The organism is Acidocella sp. MX-AZ03 (genome assembly GCF_027626035.1).
GTDB classification, from domain to species: Bacteria; Pseudomonadota; Alphaproteobacteria; order Acetobacterales; family Acetobacteraceae; genus Acidocella; species Acidocella facilis.
In genome coordinates this window covers 1,295,455-1,308,980 of the sequence record NZ_CP110774.1, presented here as the reverse complement: position 1 = coordinate 1,308,980, position 13,526 = coordinate 1,295,455, and the positions used below count along the sequence as shown (strand labels likewise).

Sequence of the window (13,526 nt, the reverse complement as noted above, 5' to 3'; positions counted from 1 at the left end):
AAATGTCCGCACGTGATCGTTGGTTTTATTTCACCATCGAGTTTGGCCGTTTCGGCTGGAGCCGCCCGGCCGTGCCGACGTTCCCCCGTCAACGCAATCTTGGCGTCATCTGCATCTCCTACGGCCTTGGGTCGATCAAGGATGCGATCACCCAGCAGCTGATCAAAGACGGGCGCGGCCCGTTCCGCATGGAGCGTGGGCGCTGATGTTCCGCGATCTCCCCGCCGTGCTGCTGGTCGCCCTGCTGGTGTGCATCGCCACGCTGTGGGGGATGGGCGTACCGCCGTCGGCGGTGGCGGCCACGCTGAGCGCCGGCATCGCCGGCCTGGTGGGCGGATCATGACCGGCGCGCCGCCATCGATCTTCACCTGCACCACCTGCGCCGCGCCGGCAGTCGCCCTGCGCCCTGGCACCGCGCCGCAGATGGTGGTGGGCATCATCACGTCCCGGGGCGAGCCGAGCGAAGCGTGGTGCATGCGCCACTGGCTGCACCAGTTCGGCCAGCGCGGGCAGCAGGATCTTTTTGGAGAGGCGCAATGAATCACGTCGCCTACGAGACCGCGAGTAAAAGCTTCTTCGTCCTGCGCGACGGCAGAGGGAAATACTCGGTTCTGAAGAACGAGCCATCCTCGGCCGTCGTCATCAAGACGCACGTCAATCAGCGCAATCAGGCCGCTGCTTACGAGGCGGCCGTTCAGCACGCTGACCGGCTTGAGGAGATCAAGCATGGAAGCGGTGGCCGGGACCGGCTTGAGGCTGTCCAGTGAGCGAGACCATCGCCCTGGCTGATGTCTACCGTCGGATCAACGCGCACGTTGCCGCGGTTGGGCAGGCGGAGATTGCGCGGCGCATCGGGTGACGCGGCCATACGTAAACCAAATGGTTAACGGCCTTAAGCCGATCTCCGACGCACTGCTGCGCGAAGCGGGCCTTCGCCAGCGGACCATCTACGAGGATATCAAATGAGCCAGTCGACAGAGGAAAAGCCGACGAACATTGCCGGCGAGCGGTTGCGCAGCATCATCGAGCGCGTCGAGCGGCTCGAAGAGGAGCGGAAGGCGCTGGCAGGCGACATCAAGGATATCTTCTCCGAGGCCAAGTCCGCCGGGTTCGATGTGCGGATCGTGCGCCAGGTGATCAAGATCCGGAAGCAGGAGCCCGCCGATGTCGAGGAGCAGGAGACGCTGCTCGATATCTATCGCCGCGCGATTGGGATGTAGGCCATGCGCCCCGAGATCCTCACCGCAACCGGCGTCTATTTCAGCCTCGTCCGCCCCGACCCCGATGACATCCGCATCGAGGACATTGCCCACGCGCTGGCGAACACATGCCGCTTCGCGGGCCACTGCCAGCCATTCTATTCCGTGGCCGAGCATAGCGTGCGTGTGGCCCTGTGCAGCCGCGTGCCCAGCTGGCTGAAGTTCGATGCCCTGATGCATGACGCGGCCGAGGCCTATCTCGGCGACATCCCGACGCCTCTGAAGCGCCTGGTGCCGGAATTCCGCGAGGTTGAGCGCCGGATCGAGGATGCGATCGAGGCGCGCTTCGGTTGCCACCAGATCCACCACGAGCTGGTGAAGGCCGCCGACCTAGCGCTGCTGGCCACCGAGCGGCGTGACCTGATGCCCGCTGCCGATAATGGCGAGTGGGAAGTGACGCTTTCCGGCATCGACCCGCTGCCGGCGCGCATCACCCCATGTCGCCCCGCACCGCGGCGCGGCTGTTCCTCGAGGCGTTCGAAAAACACGCCCCGCTCGATCTCCTCCCCTGTCCGTGAAGGTGACTGCATGAAAAAGCTGACCTTTACCCTCCCATATCCCTGCTGCTGCCAAACCGGCGCGGTCTGCCCGCCAACCGCGCGGCGGCCGCGGCCGCAATCAAGAAAGAGCGCGTGATGATGGCGATGGAAATCGCTGCGCTGCTCGCCGGCATCCGCCCGGTCGAGCCCATCCAATACGCCCGGGTGTGGGTGTTCCGTCACAGCACGGGCCAGGAGCCGGACCGGGATAATTTCAACGCCGCGTGCAAGGGCCTGCTCGATGTGCTGCAGCCCTCCACCGCGAAGCGCAGCTATGGCTTGGGCGTGATCGAGAATGACAAGCCGGGCCGGTGCGATCTGCGCATCCACCATGTGCATGCCAAGCACAGCACCCAGCAGATGACGCGCGTCATCATCACCGAGATCGACGCGGCCGAGATCGATGCCGTGCGCGCCGCTGTCGCCAAGGAGGCGGAGCAGGCTGCAAGCCTCATCGGTGTTCATGGCGCCCCGCTGGGGTTAGACAAGGATGCCTCGGCGAAGGCGCTGGCGGCAGCATAAGTTTCAGGTGGCAGACCCTCTGACAGCCCGTCCGCGTCGGGCTGCGAAGGCGATCCTCCCTAACCACGACGGCCTGTAGAGTGTTACCGGCGTGGGGTGGGCAAAGCCAGTCTGCCAAAAAAAACGATTTGGCTAAGGATCGCAAACGCATTTCCCCGCTTACCTTTGAGAGAGCCCATGAAGAGGTCAGAAAGAGACGCACGAGGCGTGCAGATCCGCGTAGAGCTGCTGGCGCTGGTCAGCTGGTGCCATCGGCATAACAAGCCCTGGCCGCCGCGGATGAACCTCGCCAAGCACTTCACGATGAACAGCAACGCCGTCGACTATCACATGGCCCGTCTCATCCGGGAGGGCGCGGTGAAGCGCATCGCGCCGGGCGTGTTTCGTCTTCCATCCCCACCCGCGCCGCTGCCAGCGCCACAGGAGGCATAATGTCCCGCATCCGCAGTATTCACCCGCGCATCTTCACGGATGAGCATTACGCCTCTTTGAGCATCTATGCCCGCGAGCTCCTCAAAGGCCTGTGGTGCGAAGCTTGGGATGATGGCGTCGTCGAGTGGCGCCCGATGCGCCTGAAGATGCGCATCTTCCCGCTCGATACCGTCGATGTCGAGGCGCTGCTGGCCGAGCTGGTGCGTGAGAAGTTCATCATGCATCTGGATGCCGGCGGCAAAGAGTTCGCCGTGATCCGTAATTTCCGGAAATGGCAGAAGCCGAAGAAGCCGATGGCATCCGGCGTGCTGCCCGATCACCTCCTCGCCTATATCGGCCTCAAGCCCGGCGAGTCGGCTGGCAAGGTCTATGGCGTTGACCAGCCTGCGCCGCCGGCGCCTGGCGATGATGAGGATCATGACGAAGTTGGCGCTCCGCCGGTAGACGCCCCACCAGTGGAGAACCGGTTCCGAACCGGTGGGGAAATCCCGCGTCAGAAGGGAGGAAGGGAGGAAGGGAGGAAGGTAGAGGGTTCACTTCGTTCACCCCCTCCGCGCGAGAGCGCCACCGGGACGCCTGCGGCGCCCGTGGGGAGGGCTCTTCGAGCAATCAACCCGAGGATGGCGATTTCCAGGCGTTCTGGGCCGCTTACCCAACCGAGGCACGCACAGCCCCGGATTACGCCCGCCGGGCCTACGCCAAGGCCCGCCAGCTCGGCGCCACCCCTGCGGCCATCCTCAGCGCCCTCGCCCGTGAGGCAGCCCGCTGCGGCGCCCGGGGCATGCTGGCGCCGGCCGCTTGGCTGAAGGGCGGCTCATGGCGCATGGCGGCCGATGAGCCGCCGCGCGCTGCGGCGCCGGTGGCGAGCGATGCCCGGCTGGCCGGGTTCGGCATCGAGGACCACATGGCGCTTGGCCAGTGGCGCGAGGCGCGGGCGAACGCCTGGCGCACACGCAGCGCCGCGCATAACGCCATGCCGGAAGATGAGCGCCGCCTCGCCCTGTGGGACAAGATTGAAGGGTATCGGCCGCTGGTGGCCCGCTTCCTGCTCGCGCATGAGCCCGCCGGCACCGAGCAGGGGGAGAGCCTGCCCGTATGACGATCTGCGCCACCGCCTTTCCGATGCTGCGCGAGCTGCTGCATGCTGGGGCGGAGGTGCGCGAGATCGCCGTGGCGCTGCAGGCCAAGCTGGGCGCGGTACGCCGGGCCATCACGGGCAACGGGCTGGTGCGGGGGCAGATGGACCTGTTCGCCGACTGGCGCCCCGCCATGTCCCGCCCGCTGGCCCGGGCGCCATCCACGCGCCCGCCGCGCGGGTATATCCGGAATTCCGGCCGGAGATGTTCTCTCGACACCTGGCGCCTGCCGACACCGCCCCGCTGCCGCAATCCGCCCAGGAGATCGCTGACGTGATCGGTCGAGAGCAGACCCTGCGGTTGATTGGCGGCCTGCCGCGCTTCGTGTCGAAGGACAGCCGGTATCCCAATGCCAAACGGCAGGAGGTGATCCTCTACGTGCCGAAGGCGCTGGATGAGAGCCACCGCCTGGCGCAGCTGATCGGGCTGGAGGATGCCCTTAAGCTGGTGGATGCGTTCGGTGGGGAGATCCTGAAGCCCGCCACCTGCCAACACGTCATCCGGGATTTTTGGCGCCGCTCCATCCCCGTGCTGGCGGCGAGCGGCATGCAGGTGCCTGATATCGCCGAGGCGCTGGGGTTCAGTGAGGCGCAGGTGGTGCGGGAACTGAGGAGGACTTTGGAATGCAGAAATTGATCTTGAAGCGCCGCCCGTTCCTGGTGCGCCTGCTGCGCAGCTATCGCGGGTGGCGCGCGGCGGGGATGGCCCGGGTGGATGCGGCACGGGCGGCTTGGTTCATGGCATTCCGTGCTGGATGGTGGGAGATAGCCGTGGTTGATTTTGGTGGGATTGGTGGCGTGCCAGGCGGCCGGCCGTTGAATACCGATGACGATTTCGAGATGGCGGTGAGTGCGGTGCTTGGCGATCAGATGCGCCGCGACAAGACGCTTTGCGTCGAAGTATGGTCCGCACTGTCCAACGTGGATTGGTGCAATGATGTCGGCGACACCGCGTCATACAGCTTCCGCGCGGCGGGCGACATGATCGCCGCGATCATAGGACGCGGCGACTATATGGATTGGTATTGCTCCGGCCCTTATGGCGTTGTCAGCGAGCGCGTTGAAGCTGCGCTCGCTCAACAGGGGTGGCGGCGGATGACCGCTGAAGAGCGTGAGTGATGAGCAACCATTGAGCGCTTCTCAGTGGTTGCCAAGATCATTGGCCAGCGATCCCGTAAACAAGCCCATCGCTATGTTCGATCTGCTGGCGCTGTGCGTCAGAAAGGGCGGTCGAGAATATCATCAGCTCCATGATAACAGAGCCGCCTCCGATATACCCTGCGCCGGAACTGGTATTCAGAATCGCGTTTGAGGAGCCGACAGATGACCCGTTATAGTAGAGGTCAAGCGCGCCAGATTGCCAAAGCGCGGTCGCCACGAAAAGAACGTCTTGGCGAAGCATGCTTGCGTAAATCGAATTTCCGGATCCGACATGCATATCTAAATAATTGCTGTTTTCGGAACTTATCAGAGCACGCCAAGTTGCGGCGGTGGAGCTGAACGAGCCAAACCCTATGATGCCCGGATTAAACGCCGCGGCTAGGTTAGGTACCGTTGCGACCGCGACGTAAGTCGAGGGGCTGACCCAGTTGCGCTGGCGGATGCAGGTATGGCCAAGCCGGCCGACGCATTGCTTGCGTCGAGAGCGGGCTTTCCTACGCGCGTCACCAGCGATCCATTATTCACGACGATCCCCTGATCCGCTGCCGTCGTTTGCGTGGCGTCATAGCCGTTCCCGCTCTGGTCATACCAAGTAACGAGATAGCAAGAGGTAGCAGAGCAAAATGACATCAGCGCCTTCAGGTTTACCCAGTCATGCCAGAAATAGATTGCCTGCTGGGCGTTGTCTGAAGCTCGGCGCACCAAGATGTCAGGGCCATTGTACGAGGCGTTCAGCCGGCGGAAACTGTACTCGGCTATCGGTTTTGTCGTCATCCAGTTGGTGACGCAGCATTGCGGAGGCTGTGGACCGATCAGCCGAGCGGTTGAGGTCTGGTAGATCGCGCCCGGCGGCGCTGGCTGCGCTATGGCCATCGACGCGATGCCAGCCAATCCAAGCGCAGCAACCACCAGAAGCGCGAAGCGCGTTGCCCTGATCATTGCGCGTACTGGCCCTGGTAGGTGACAGACGCCACGGGGCTGCGCAGCCAGATCTGCTTGCTGCTGAAGAACGGATAGCTGCCGCCGGGCTGGATCGTGGCGACCGGATTGGTCGGCGTGGTCGGGCCCACCCCGATATCGATCGATCCAGTCCCGGCATCCTGGATATATCCGCCAACGCGGCTGGAAGAGGCGGGAAGGACGGCGGTCCACGTGTTCGCGGTGGCGCTGGTGGTGCCATACAGTTCGGATGCGGTTTGGGCAGCAGCGCCGAAAGGAAGCAGCGCGATCGCCAGAAAAGCCAGAAATTTCATTGTAGGCCTCGATCTGGTTAGGCGCACAGCCTGGCGCACCCGTCTTGCGGCATCCTCCCGGGTGATCCTGCTCCCCCGGGAGGATGGGCCGCTGCCCACGCGCAATGGTAGCGGCATGAAGGCATTTCTGCGCGCGCTTTGCTGCGACGAAGCCGGCATTCCCGATGAGGCGAATGTCGTGTTTTTCGTCGCGACGGCCACGCTGGTGGCGGGTGCGTTTCTTGAATCGTTCGGACGCCAATTCCCGCTGGGCGAATTCGCCGCGGCAATTTGCGCGCTGATCCCGCTTTACCGCGCTGCCCGAGGCGACTGGCGCGGCGTTTCTTCAGCTGCGACCGAGGCGCGCGGCAATTCTTCACCTGACGCCTCTTCCGAAAAGGACAAGCCATGACTTCCATCGTCGATACCGCCCTCACCGATGCCGCTGAGGCCGCCAGCATTGCCGGCGCCGTCACCGGCTCTCCGATCGCCACCGAGGTTGCCAAAGGCGTCGCTGCCGCCGAAAGCGTTGCCTCCTCCATCGAGGCCAGCACCGCCGCTCACGCCAGCGCGCTGGATACGGCGTCTTCCGCCGTCACCACCCTGGCGACCGCTGCGGCGCCGGTCATCGCCACGCTGCCCGCCGAGGATCAGTCCAAGGCCACCGCCAGCCTGGGTTTGCTGGCGACCATCCTGGCGGACCTGAAGTCCATCTTCGGCCTGTAATTTATTGGCGGGGCTTAGGCCCCGCCTGTTTTTAAGCAGGGGGCTGCGCGGCAAATCGACATGACTGAATACGATAGGGAAATTGGCGCGTTGTCGGGAAAGGTCGAAGCCCTCACGGACGACATCGAAGAGGTCAAGGATGACGTCAAGGAGTTGAAGGGCGACATGAAGCGCGTCCTCGCCTACATGGACCGCGAAGAAGGCGGCCGCGCCGCAAGAGACAAGCTGCAAGCGCGCTGGGACCGTGAGGCAGGCGCGTCCGTCGCCAATCAACATTTTCAGGTTGAATTGACCTGGACGAAAATCATGGCGCTGGCGGCGATGGTTGGAAGCCTGACCGGCCTTATCGCGCTCGCTCCTCATTTCTTTTTTCACATGGGCTGATCCCATCATGACCGACAATTTTTCCACCTGTTTTGCCTTCACGGTCGGCGTCGAGGGTGGCTACACCGCCGACCCCAGCGATGACGGCAACTGGACGGGAGGCGCGGTCGGCGCCGGCATTCTGCGCGGCACGAAATACGGTATCAGTGCGGCTTCCTATCCCAATCTGGACATTAAAAACCTTACAGCAGCAGATGCCGAGCGCATCTATCGCGCCGATTATTGGCCGGGCATTCACGGTGATGATCTGCCTCTGCCTCTTGCGCGTGTCGCTTTCGATGCCGCTGTGAACAGTGGCGTAAGACGATCGACGATATATCTACAGCAGGCTGCTGCCATCTATGTGGATGGGGTGTTCGGTACGAAAACCATGGCTGCACTGGTGAAGGGCGATGCGGTGCGGTTGGCGACAGATGCGCTTTGCTATCGTGCGATCTATCTATCCGGCTTGCCCACATGGGGCGTGTTCGGGTTGGGCTGGATGCGGCGTGTGCTGTCGCTGCATCAAGCCGTCATAGCGCCGTGAACGCCGCCGCGCGATGCTCAGAAACCCGCAGAAATCAGCCAAAAATCACATGAAAGCAGCGGTGCCGCGACGTACAAATGCAGCAATGTCTATCAGTCCCGTGGGAAAATGGGTCCTTCCGGAGGGTGGCCAAGAGCGGGGCGGGGAAACCCGCTTTTTTTGATGTGAGGGTGGTTTTTGAAATCCGGTTTTATGTTTCAGGCCGTGCTGAAAAACCGCTGATTTCTGCGGTTTGTCGTCGTTTTCGAAGTAAAGTGAGGGCTTTCCCGTGGCATATACCGGCGCCGGCCAGCGTGTAAACCGGGTTGTTCTCGCCGACTTCCTCGGCGTCAGTCTGCCCACCATCGACACGATGGTGCGCAACGGCTGCCCGGTAATCCAGCGCGGTGCCCGGGGCCGGGAATGGATCTTCTCCACGGCCGATGTCGTACGCTGGCAGACCGACCGCGCTGCGGAGCAGGCAGCAGGAAAAGCCAAAGCCACCAAGGATGAACTCGAGCGCCGCAAGCTTGAGGCCGAAACGCAGCTGGCCGAGCTTCAATTGGCCAAGGCCAAGGAACTGGTGGCGCCGATCGAGCAGATGGAAACGACGATGAGCCGGGCTTTCGCTGCGGTGCGCGCCGGCTTCCTCAACCTGCCCGGCCGGGTCACGCCCCTGCTGATCGGCGAGACCGACGAGCGCAAATTCAAGGCCGTCCTGCTCACCGAGGTCCGGCAGACGCTCGAGGCACTGGCCAATACCGATCTGGCGGCTGGCGAGGAGGGCGAAGAGGAAGAAGAGCAGCCCGCGCCGGCTGGATGAGCGCATCCGTCTTCCCGGCGGATATCGAATCTCTATTCGCCAACGACGCTCAGGTGGCTATCTCCGCCAGGCGCTCCTCGATCCACCTCCTGCCGCCCCCGACCTGCCTCCATCCGTATGGGCCGAAAACAATGTGCGCATCCCCGAGGGGAATGCCGTGCCGGGCCCGCTGCGCATGGCCAACGCGCCGTACCAGCGCGAGCCACTCGATATGCTTATGGACCCGGATTGCTACCGGATCAGCCTGAAGTGGGGCGCCCAGGTCGGCAAGACCACGATGGCGCTCTGCCAGCAGGCGTTTTGCATCGCCCAGGCGCCCCGCAGCCAGATGATGATGCAACCGAGCCAGGGCGATTTGGCAACCTGGCTGGAGACAAAATTCAATCCGCTGGTCGAGGCGAATGCCTCCATCCGGAACCTCATCGCTAAGCCGCGCGGCCGGAAGGGCGTGAACAACCGAAACATGAAGTCATATCCGGGCGGCTTCATGATGTTCGCCTGGTCGGGGTCGACCAAAACGATGCGCGGCCGGTCGGCGCCGGTGATCGTGTGCGATGAGGTCGATGGCTACGAGGTGACCGAGGAGGGCCACCCGGTCGGCCTGCTCTGGCAGCGCGCCGCGACCTTCGGCGACCAGCGCTTCCTGGTCGAGATCAGCACCCCGACCATCAAGGGCGCCAGCTATATCGATGCCGCCTTCGAGGCGGGCGACAAGCGGCGCTTCCATGTTTGCTGTCCGGCATGCGGCGAGCACCAGGTGCTTGCATGGTCGCGGGTCACCTGGAGCGGGCGGCGCTCGACCGGCATCGATGACGCCGAGCTCGACAAGGCGGATGGGATCGAGCATTTGCCGGAGACGGCGCGTATCTCCTGCGCGGTATGCCCGGCGTCGTGGGATGACGGGCAGCGGATCGCGGCGATCCGAAACGCCGAGGCCGCGGGCGCCGGCTGGAAGGCGGAGAAGCCGTTCAAGGGCCATGCCAGCTATCACATCAACGAGCTTTACAGCACGTTCCGGCGCTTGCGGGACATCGTGCAGTCATACCTCGACAAGCTAGCCACGGATGACCTGCAAACCTTCGTCAACGTGTCGCTTTCGGAAACCTGGGAGGAGCAGGGCGAGCAGGCCGACGCCACCGGGCTGATCAGCCGCCGCCGCGTCTGGCTGGCGCGGGTGCCTATGGGTGGCGTCTATCTCACCGCCGGCATCGACATGCAGCAGGACCGCCTCGAGGTCGAGATCGTCGCGTGGGGCGTGGGCGAAGAGTCGTGGAGCGTGGATTATCATGTGCTGTGGGGCGATCCTCTGCAGGTCGATGTCTGGGATGATCTCGATGATCTGCTCGCCTCGACTTATGAGCATGAGAGCGGCGCTGTGCTGCCCATCGCGGCGGCATGCCTCGATACCGGTGGCACCGGCGGCATGAGCCAGGCCGCCTACGACTATGCCAAAGGCCGGACCGGGCGCCGCTTGTTTGCCATCAAGGGCGGCGGCAGCTGGGGAAGCCCGATTGTCGGGGCGCCCAGCCGTCGGCAAAGCGGCAAGCGCGCGCGCAAAGTCGACCTGTTCACAGTAGGCGTCGACGAGGCCAAGCTGGTTGTGATGCGCCGGCTGAACGTGCCGCGCCCCGGGCCCGGCTATTGCCATTTCCCGGACGGCCGAGACGAGGAGTATTTCCGCCAGCTCACCAGCGAGAAGCTGGTCACGCGGTATGTGAAAGGCTTCCCGGTCCGCGAGTGGCGCAAGCCGGACAAGGCGCGCAACGAGGCGCTGGATTGCCGCGTTTACGCGCTGGCGGCGCTGAAAATCATGAACCCCAACCTCCTCCGGCTTGCGCAGCGCCTGGCCAAGGATGCCGCAGATCGCCCGCCACAGGCAGCTGTCGAAGCCGAAGATGTGCCGGCACCGCCGCTTGCATCCCGGCAGGATCAGCCCGCCCCCGGGAGGTGGAAAGCCCCCAACGTCAACACTCTGGCCATCGAAAATGGCGACCGCGCAGCGGGGGCCAGGAAAGCGGCGGTGATGGATGGGCGGCTGGTGCGACGGTGACGGCAAGCGGGTGAACCTGGCGGATATGACGGCCGGCACGACGGTGTCCGATGTCGTGCTTTTGCGTGATTACCCGTCCTCGGCCTGGGCGCTCAGCGTGGCGCTGCGCGGCCCGCAGCCGATCGACATCGCCGGCACGCCGCAGCCCGACAACAGCTGGCTGATTTCCGAGACCAGCGAGGCCACCGCTGCCTGGGTGGCCGGGCGGTATTGGTTCAGCGTGCGCGTGACCAATGGCGGCACGGTGGTTGAGGTGGGTAACGGCGAGATGCAGATCCTGCCGAACCTCCAGGCAATCGAGGCGACGTATGATGGCCGGTCTGAGGCCGAAATCGCGCTCGACGCCATTGACGCCATCCTCGCCAAGCGTGCCACGCGCGACCAGGAGCGCTACCGGATCAACAATCGTGAGCTGGTTCGGACGCCGATCAAGGACCTGATCGCCCTGCGGGCATATTATGCCGTACAGGTGTCGCGCGAGCGGGCGAAGAAGAGTGGCCGTCGAGGCTTCGGCCGGGCCGTAAATGTGAGGTTCGGCTGATGCGGATGCCTTTCCTCAAGCGCGGCGCTCCAGCAGTGCCAGCCGCGCCGGCCGCCGATTATGCGCCTGCACCGGGACGCGGTCAGCGCCGTAGGGGGTTCTGGCTTAGCGCCGCCGCCGGCATGTTCAAGGCCTCCCAGGTCAAGGAAAATGACCGCTGGCCGGCAATCCCGGTTTCGCCGGATGTGTTTATCTCGACGCGTCAGCAGATCCTTGTCGCGCGGTCGCGCGAGCAGTGGTCGAACAATGACTATGTGCGCGGCTATGTCCGGCGCTGCCGGCAGAACATCGTCGGCGAGCACGGCGTCAAGCTACACAGCCGTGTGGTGAAGAAAAACGGCAAAGCGGACAGCCAGGCGGTAAAAGCCATCGAGGCGGCGCATGCCGAGTGGTCGGAGCCGGGAAACTGCGATGTGACCGGCAAGCTGTCTTGGCGCCACCTGCAAGGCCTGGCCATCGAGCACGCTGTGCGCGATGGCGAATTCATCTTCCGCAAGATTCGTGGCGATAACGGCGGAAAGTTCGGGTTTGCGCTTCAGGTTATCGATCCCCAGCGCCTGCCGATCAAATACGAGCAGACCCGCTGGGGCGAAAACGGAAATTTTGTACGACAGGGCATCGAGTTCAGCCGCTTTGGCAAGCCGATCGCCTACCACTTTTCCAGCGTCGATGAGTGGGATGACTATTTCTACAATTTCGCCGGCCAGGGCTTTATCCGCGTGCCTGCCGACGAGATCATCCATGGCTTCGTGACGGAGATGGCCGGGCAGCGGCGGGGCATTCCCTGGACCTCCACCGGCCTGTTTCGGATGCACCACCTGCAGGGTTTCGAGGACGCGGCAGTCCAGAATGCCCGGGCCTCCGCGACGAAGATGGGCTTCATCAAATACCGCGAGGGCACCGGCCCAGAGCTTGATGATGATGCGGATGTTGCCGGCAGCATCGAGGCTGAGTCGCTCAGCTTCCACGAGCTCCCGGAGGGGGCCGAGCTCGACAAGTTCGACCCGCAATATCCCAGCGGCGAATTTGCTGTCTTCACGAAGGCGATGGTGCGCGGCGCCGCCACCGGCTGGGGCGTTTCTTACAACAGTTTGGCCAATGATCTCGAGGGCGTGAATTTTTCCTCGATCCGCGACGGCAAGCAGGATGAGCGGGATAATTGGAAAGAGCTTCAGGCCTGGTTGATTGAAACGCTGATCCGGCCCGTTTTCCGTGAGTGGCTGGCTCAGGCGCTATTGCGGGGCCTGGTGGTTACGAATGGCGGCAAGCCCTTGGCGGCGCACCGGCTGAACGATTACCTCGACGCTCATTTCCAGGGGCGCCGCTGGCCCTGGATCGATCCGAAATCCGACGCGACCGGCAAGGTGACGGAAATTCGCGCCGGGCTGAACAGCCCATCCAACGTGATCCGTGAGAGCGGCAAGGAGCCGAACCGCGTTTATGAGGAGATCGCCGAGGACATCGAGCTGATGAAAGCCGCCGGCATCCCAGAGCAATTCATCATGGTGATGATGGGCCTGCTGCCGGCACCCGAACCATCCACCTTCAAGGGCGACGAGTCGGTCGCCAAGGAGCCAGAGCCGGCATGATCGACAAAATCGCAACCCGCCTGCACGAGATTCGTGAGAAAGGCGGCCTGAAGCGCATGGCGGATGTTGGCGCGGTCGACCTCGATGCCCGGACCATTCAGCTGTCGTTTTCGAGCGAGGCGGCCGATGTAGAGCGTTGGTTCGGCATCGAGAAGCTGTCGCATGATCCTGGCGCCGCCGACCTTTCGCGCCTGGCGAACGGCGCGCCCATTCTTTGGTGCCATGATTGGTCCGATCAGCGCGGCGTGGTCGAGGCTCCGCGGATCGACGCAGCCGACCGGGTGGGGCGGGCGGTAGCGCGCATCAGCAAGTCCCCCGCCGGCGAGCAGCTGCTGCAGGATGCCTTTGACCGCATCATCACAAAGGTGAGCGTCGGGTATCTGGTCAACGGAATGAAGCTGACCGAGGAGCGTAATGGCGAGGATGTCTACCTCGTCACCGACTGGCAGCCCTACGAGATCTCGTTCGTCTCGGTACCCGCCGACGATAGCGTCGGTGTAGGCCGAGGCGCGCCAGCCCCCGGGAGGCGGCGCAGCGCGGCCCTGGGCACGGTGACGCTGCAAACCAACCCATTGGAGCGGTGCAAAAGACCATGACCGAAAAACACCTCCGGGATGCTTCCGGAAAC

Annotated in this window: 24 protein-coding genes; 20 read left to right on the top strand and 4 right to left on the bottom strand. The window is 63.8% G+C overall.

Annotation, left to right across the window (positions count from 1 at the left end):
* Positions 1-2: 2 nt before the first annotated feature.
* From GT370_RS07360 to GT370_RS07330, 7 genes are all read left to right on the top strand, one after another.
* On the top strand, positions 3-206 hold the full coding sequence (locus GT370_RS07360; RefSeq protein ID WP_008492430.1) for a hypothetical protein: 204 nt from the start codon (positions 3-5) through the stop codon (positions 204-206).
* Positions 206-343, top strand: a complete 138-nt coding sequence (locus tag GT370_RS07355; protein ID WP_168118372.1) for a hypothetical protein — start codon at positions 206-208, stop codon at positions 341-343. Before GT370_RS07360 ends, GT370_RS07355 begins: the two co-directional genes overlap by 1 nt.
* Positions 340-540, top strand: a complete 201-nt coding sequence (locus GT370_RS07350) for a hypothetical protein (RefSeq protein ID WP_008492431.1) — start codon at positions 340-342, stop codon at positions 538-540. The genes GT370_RS07355 and GT370_RS07350 overlap by 4 nt, the downstream gene beginning before the upstream one ends.
* Positions 537-767: a hypothetical protein gene (locus GT370_RS07345; protein WP_008492432.1), complete on the top strand. Its 231-nt coding sequence runs from the start codon at positions 537-539 to the stop codon at positions 765-767. Before GT370_RS07350 ends, GT370_RS07345 begins: the two co-directional genes overlap by 4 nt.
* A 195-nt stretch (positions 768-962) precedes the next feature.
* Complete coding sequence (locus tag GT370_RS07340; protein WP_008492435.1) at positions 963-1,220, top strand: DUF2312 domain-containing protein; 258 nt, start codon at positions 963-965, stop codon at positions 1,218-1,220.
* Positions 1,221-1,223: 3 nt separating this feature from the next.
* Entirely contained in the window at positions 1,224-1,895 is a 672-nt protein-coding gene (locus GT370_RS07335) for a YfbR-like 5'-deoxynucleotidase (protein ID WP_270184138.1), read from the top strand.
* Positions 1,895-2,320, top strand: coding sequence for a hypothetical protein (locus GT370_RS07330; protein ID WP_270184137.1), 426 nt, complete (start codon positions 1,895-1,897; stop codon positions 2,318-2,320). Before GT370_RS07335 ends, GT370_RS07330 begins: the two co-directional genes overlap by 1 nt.
* Before the next feature lie 326 nt (positions 2,321-2,646).
* Here the strand turns inward: GT370_RS07330 and GT370_RS07325 are convergent, their stop codons facing one another.
* On the bottom strand, positions 2,647-3,171 hold the full coding sequence (locus GT370_RS07325; RefSeq protein ID WP_270184136.1) for a hypothetical protein: 525 nt from the start codon (positions 3,169-3,171) through the stop codon (positions 2,647-2,649).
* Between the two features lie 362 nt (positions 3,172-3,533).
* On the opposite strand from GT370_RS07325, the gene GT370_RS07320 reads away from it, so the two are divergent.
* Genes GT370_RS07320 through GT370_RS07305 form a run of 4 tightly spaced genes read left to right on the top strand, consistent with a single transcriptional unit; the run spans position 3,534 to position 5,006 of the window.
* Entirely contained in the window at positions 3,534-3,851 is a 318-nt protein-coding gene (locus GT370_RS07320; protein ID WP_270184135.1) for a hypothetical protein, read from the top strand.
* Positions 3,848-4,165: a hypothetical protein gene (locus GT370_RS07315; RefSeq protein WP_270184134.1), complete on the top strand. Its 318-nt coding sequence runs from the start codon at positions 3,848-3,850 to the stop codon at positions 4,163-4,165. The genes GT370_RS07320 and GT370_RS07315 overlap by 4 nt, the downstream gene beginning before the upstream one ends.
* Positions 4,162-4,524: a hypothetical protein gene (locus GT370_RS07310; protein WP_270184133.1), complete on the top strand. Its 363-nt coding sequence runs from the start codon at positions 4,162-4,164 to the stop codon at positions 4,522-4,524. The genes GT370_RS07315 and GT370_RS07310 overlap by 4 nt, the downstream gene beginning before the upstream one ends.
* Positions 4,512-5,006, top strand: a complete 495-nt coding sequence (locus GT370_RS07305; RefSeq protein ID WP_008492441.1) for a hypothetical protein — start codon at positions 4,512-4,514, stop codon at positions 5,004-5,006. The genes GT370_RS07310 and GT370_RS07305 overlap by 13 nt, the downstream gene beginning before the upstream one ends.
* 37 nt (positions 5,007-5,043) lie before the next feature.
* Here the strand turns inward: GT370_RS07305 and GT370_RS07300 are convergent, their stop codons facing one another.
* The 3 genes from GT370_RS07300 to GT370_RS07290 form a co-directional block, all read right to left on the bottom strand.
* Positions 5,044-5,265, bottom strand: coding sequence for a hypothetical protein (locus GT370_RS07300; RefSeq protein WP_270184132.1), 222 nt, complete (start codon positions 5,263-5,265; stop codon positions 5,044-5,046).
* 161 nt (positions 5,266-5,426) lie between these two features.
* A complete protein-coding gene (locus GT370_RS07295; protein WP_270184131.1) occupies positions 5,427-5,987 on the bottom strand; it encodes an arabinofuranosidase catalytic domain-containing protein in 561 nt (186 codons plus the stop codon).
* Complete coding sequence (locus tag GT370_RS07290) at positions 5,984-6,301, bottom strand: hypothetical protein (protein ID WP_008492443.1); 318 nt, start codon at positions 6,299-6,301, stop codon at positions 5,984-5,986. The genes GT370_RS07295 and GT370_RS07290 overlap by 4 nt, the downstream gene beginning before the upstream one ends.
* A gap of 115 nt (positions 6,302-6,416) precedes the next feature.
* Between GT370_RS07290 and GT370_RS07285 the strand changes: the two genes are divergently transcribed.
* The 9 genes from GT370_RS07285 (at position 6,417) to GT370_RS07245 (ending at position 13,494) form a co-directional block, all read left to right on the top strand.
* Positions 6,417-6,692, top strand: coding sequence for a hypothetical protein (locus GT370_RS07285; RefSeq protein ID WP_144052619.1), 276 nt, complete (start codon positions 6,417-6,419; stop codon positions 6,690-6,692).
* A complete protein-coding gene (locus GT370_RS07280) occupies positions 6,689-7,006 on the top strand; it encodes a hypothetical protein (protein ID WP_008492447.1) in 318 nt (105 codons plus the stop codon). Before GT370_RS07285 ends, GT370_RS07280 begins: the two co-directional genes overlap by 4 nt.
* A gap of 60 nt (positions 7,007-7,066) precedes the next feature.
* Positions 7,067-7,390 carry a hypothetical protein gene (locus GT370_RS07275; protein ID WP_008492448.1) on the top strand — a complete coding sequence of 108 codons (324 nt, stop codon included), beginning with the start codon at positions 7,067-7,069 and terminating at the stop codon, positions 7,388-7,390.
* A 7-nt stretch (positions 7,391-7,397) separates the two neighbouring features.
* Entirely contained in the window at positions 7,398-7,916 is a 519-nt protein-coding gene (locus tag GT370_RS07270; protein ID WP_008492449.1) for a glycoside hydrolase family 108 protein, read from the top strand.
* Between the two features lie 268 nt (positions 7,917-8,184).
* Positions 8,185-8,718: a terminase small subunit gene (locus tag GT370_RS07265; protein ID WP_008492450.1), complete on the top strand. Its 534-nt coding sequence runs from the start codon at positions 8,185-8,187 to the stop codon at positions 8,716-8,718.
* Positions 8,719-8,875: 157 nt separating this feature from the next.
* The gene (locus GT370_RS07260) at positions 8,876-10,768 is read left to right on the top strand and encodes a phage terminase large subunit family protein (RefSeq protein ID WP_270184130.1); all 1,893 of its coding nucleotides are present in this window, start codon (positions 8,876-8,878) and stop codon (positions 10,766-10,768) included.
* Positions 10,746-11,309: a hypothetical protein gene (locus GT370_RS07255; RefSeq protein WP_008492452.1), complete on the top strand. Its 564-nt coding sequence runs from the start codon at positions 10,746-10,748 to the stop codon at positions 11,307-11,309. Before GT370_RS07260 ends, GT370_RS07255 begins: the two co-directional genes overlap by 23 nt.
* Positions 11,310-11,431: 122 nt before the next feature.
* Positions 11,432-12,898, top strand: a complete 1,467-nt coding sequence (locus tag GT370_RS07250) for a phage portal protein (RefSeq protein ID WP_008492454.1) — start codon at positions 11,432-11,434, stop codon at positions 12,896-12,898.
* Entirely contained in the window at positions 12,895-13,494 is a 600-nt protein-coding gene (locus GT370_RS07245) for an HK97 family phage prohead protease (RefSeq protein ID WP_270184129.1), read from the top strand. Before GT370_RS07250 ends, GT370_RS07245 begins: the two co-directional genes overlap by 4 nt.
* Positions 13,495-13,526 lie beyond the last annotated feature (32 nt).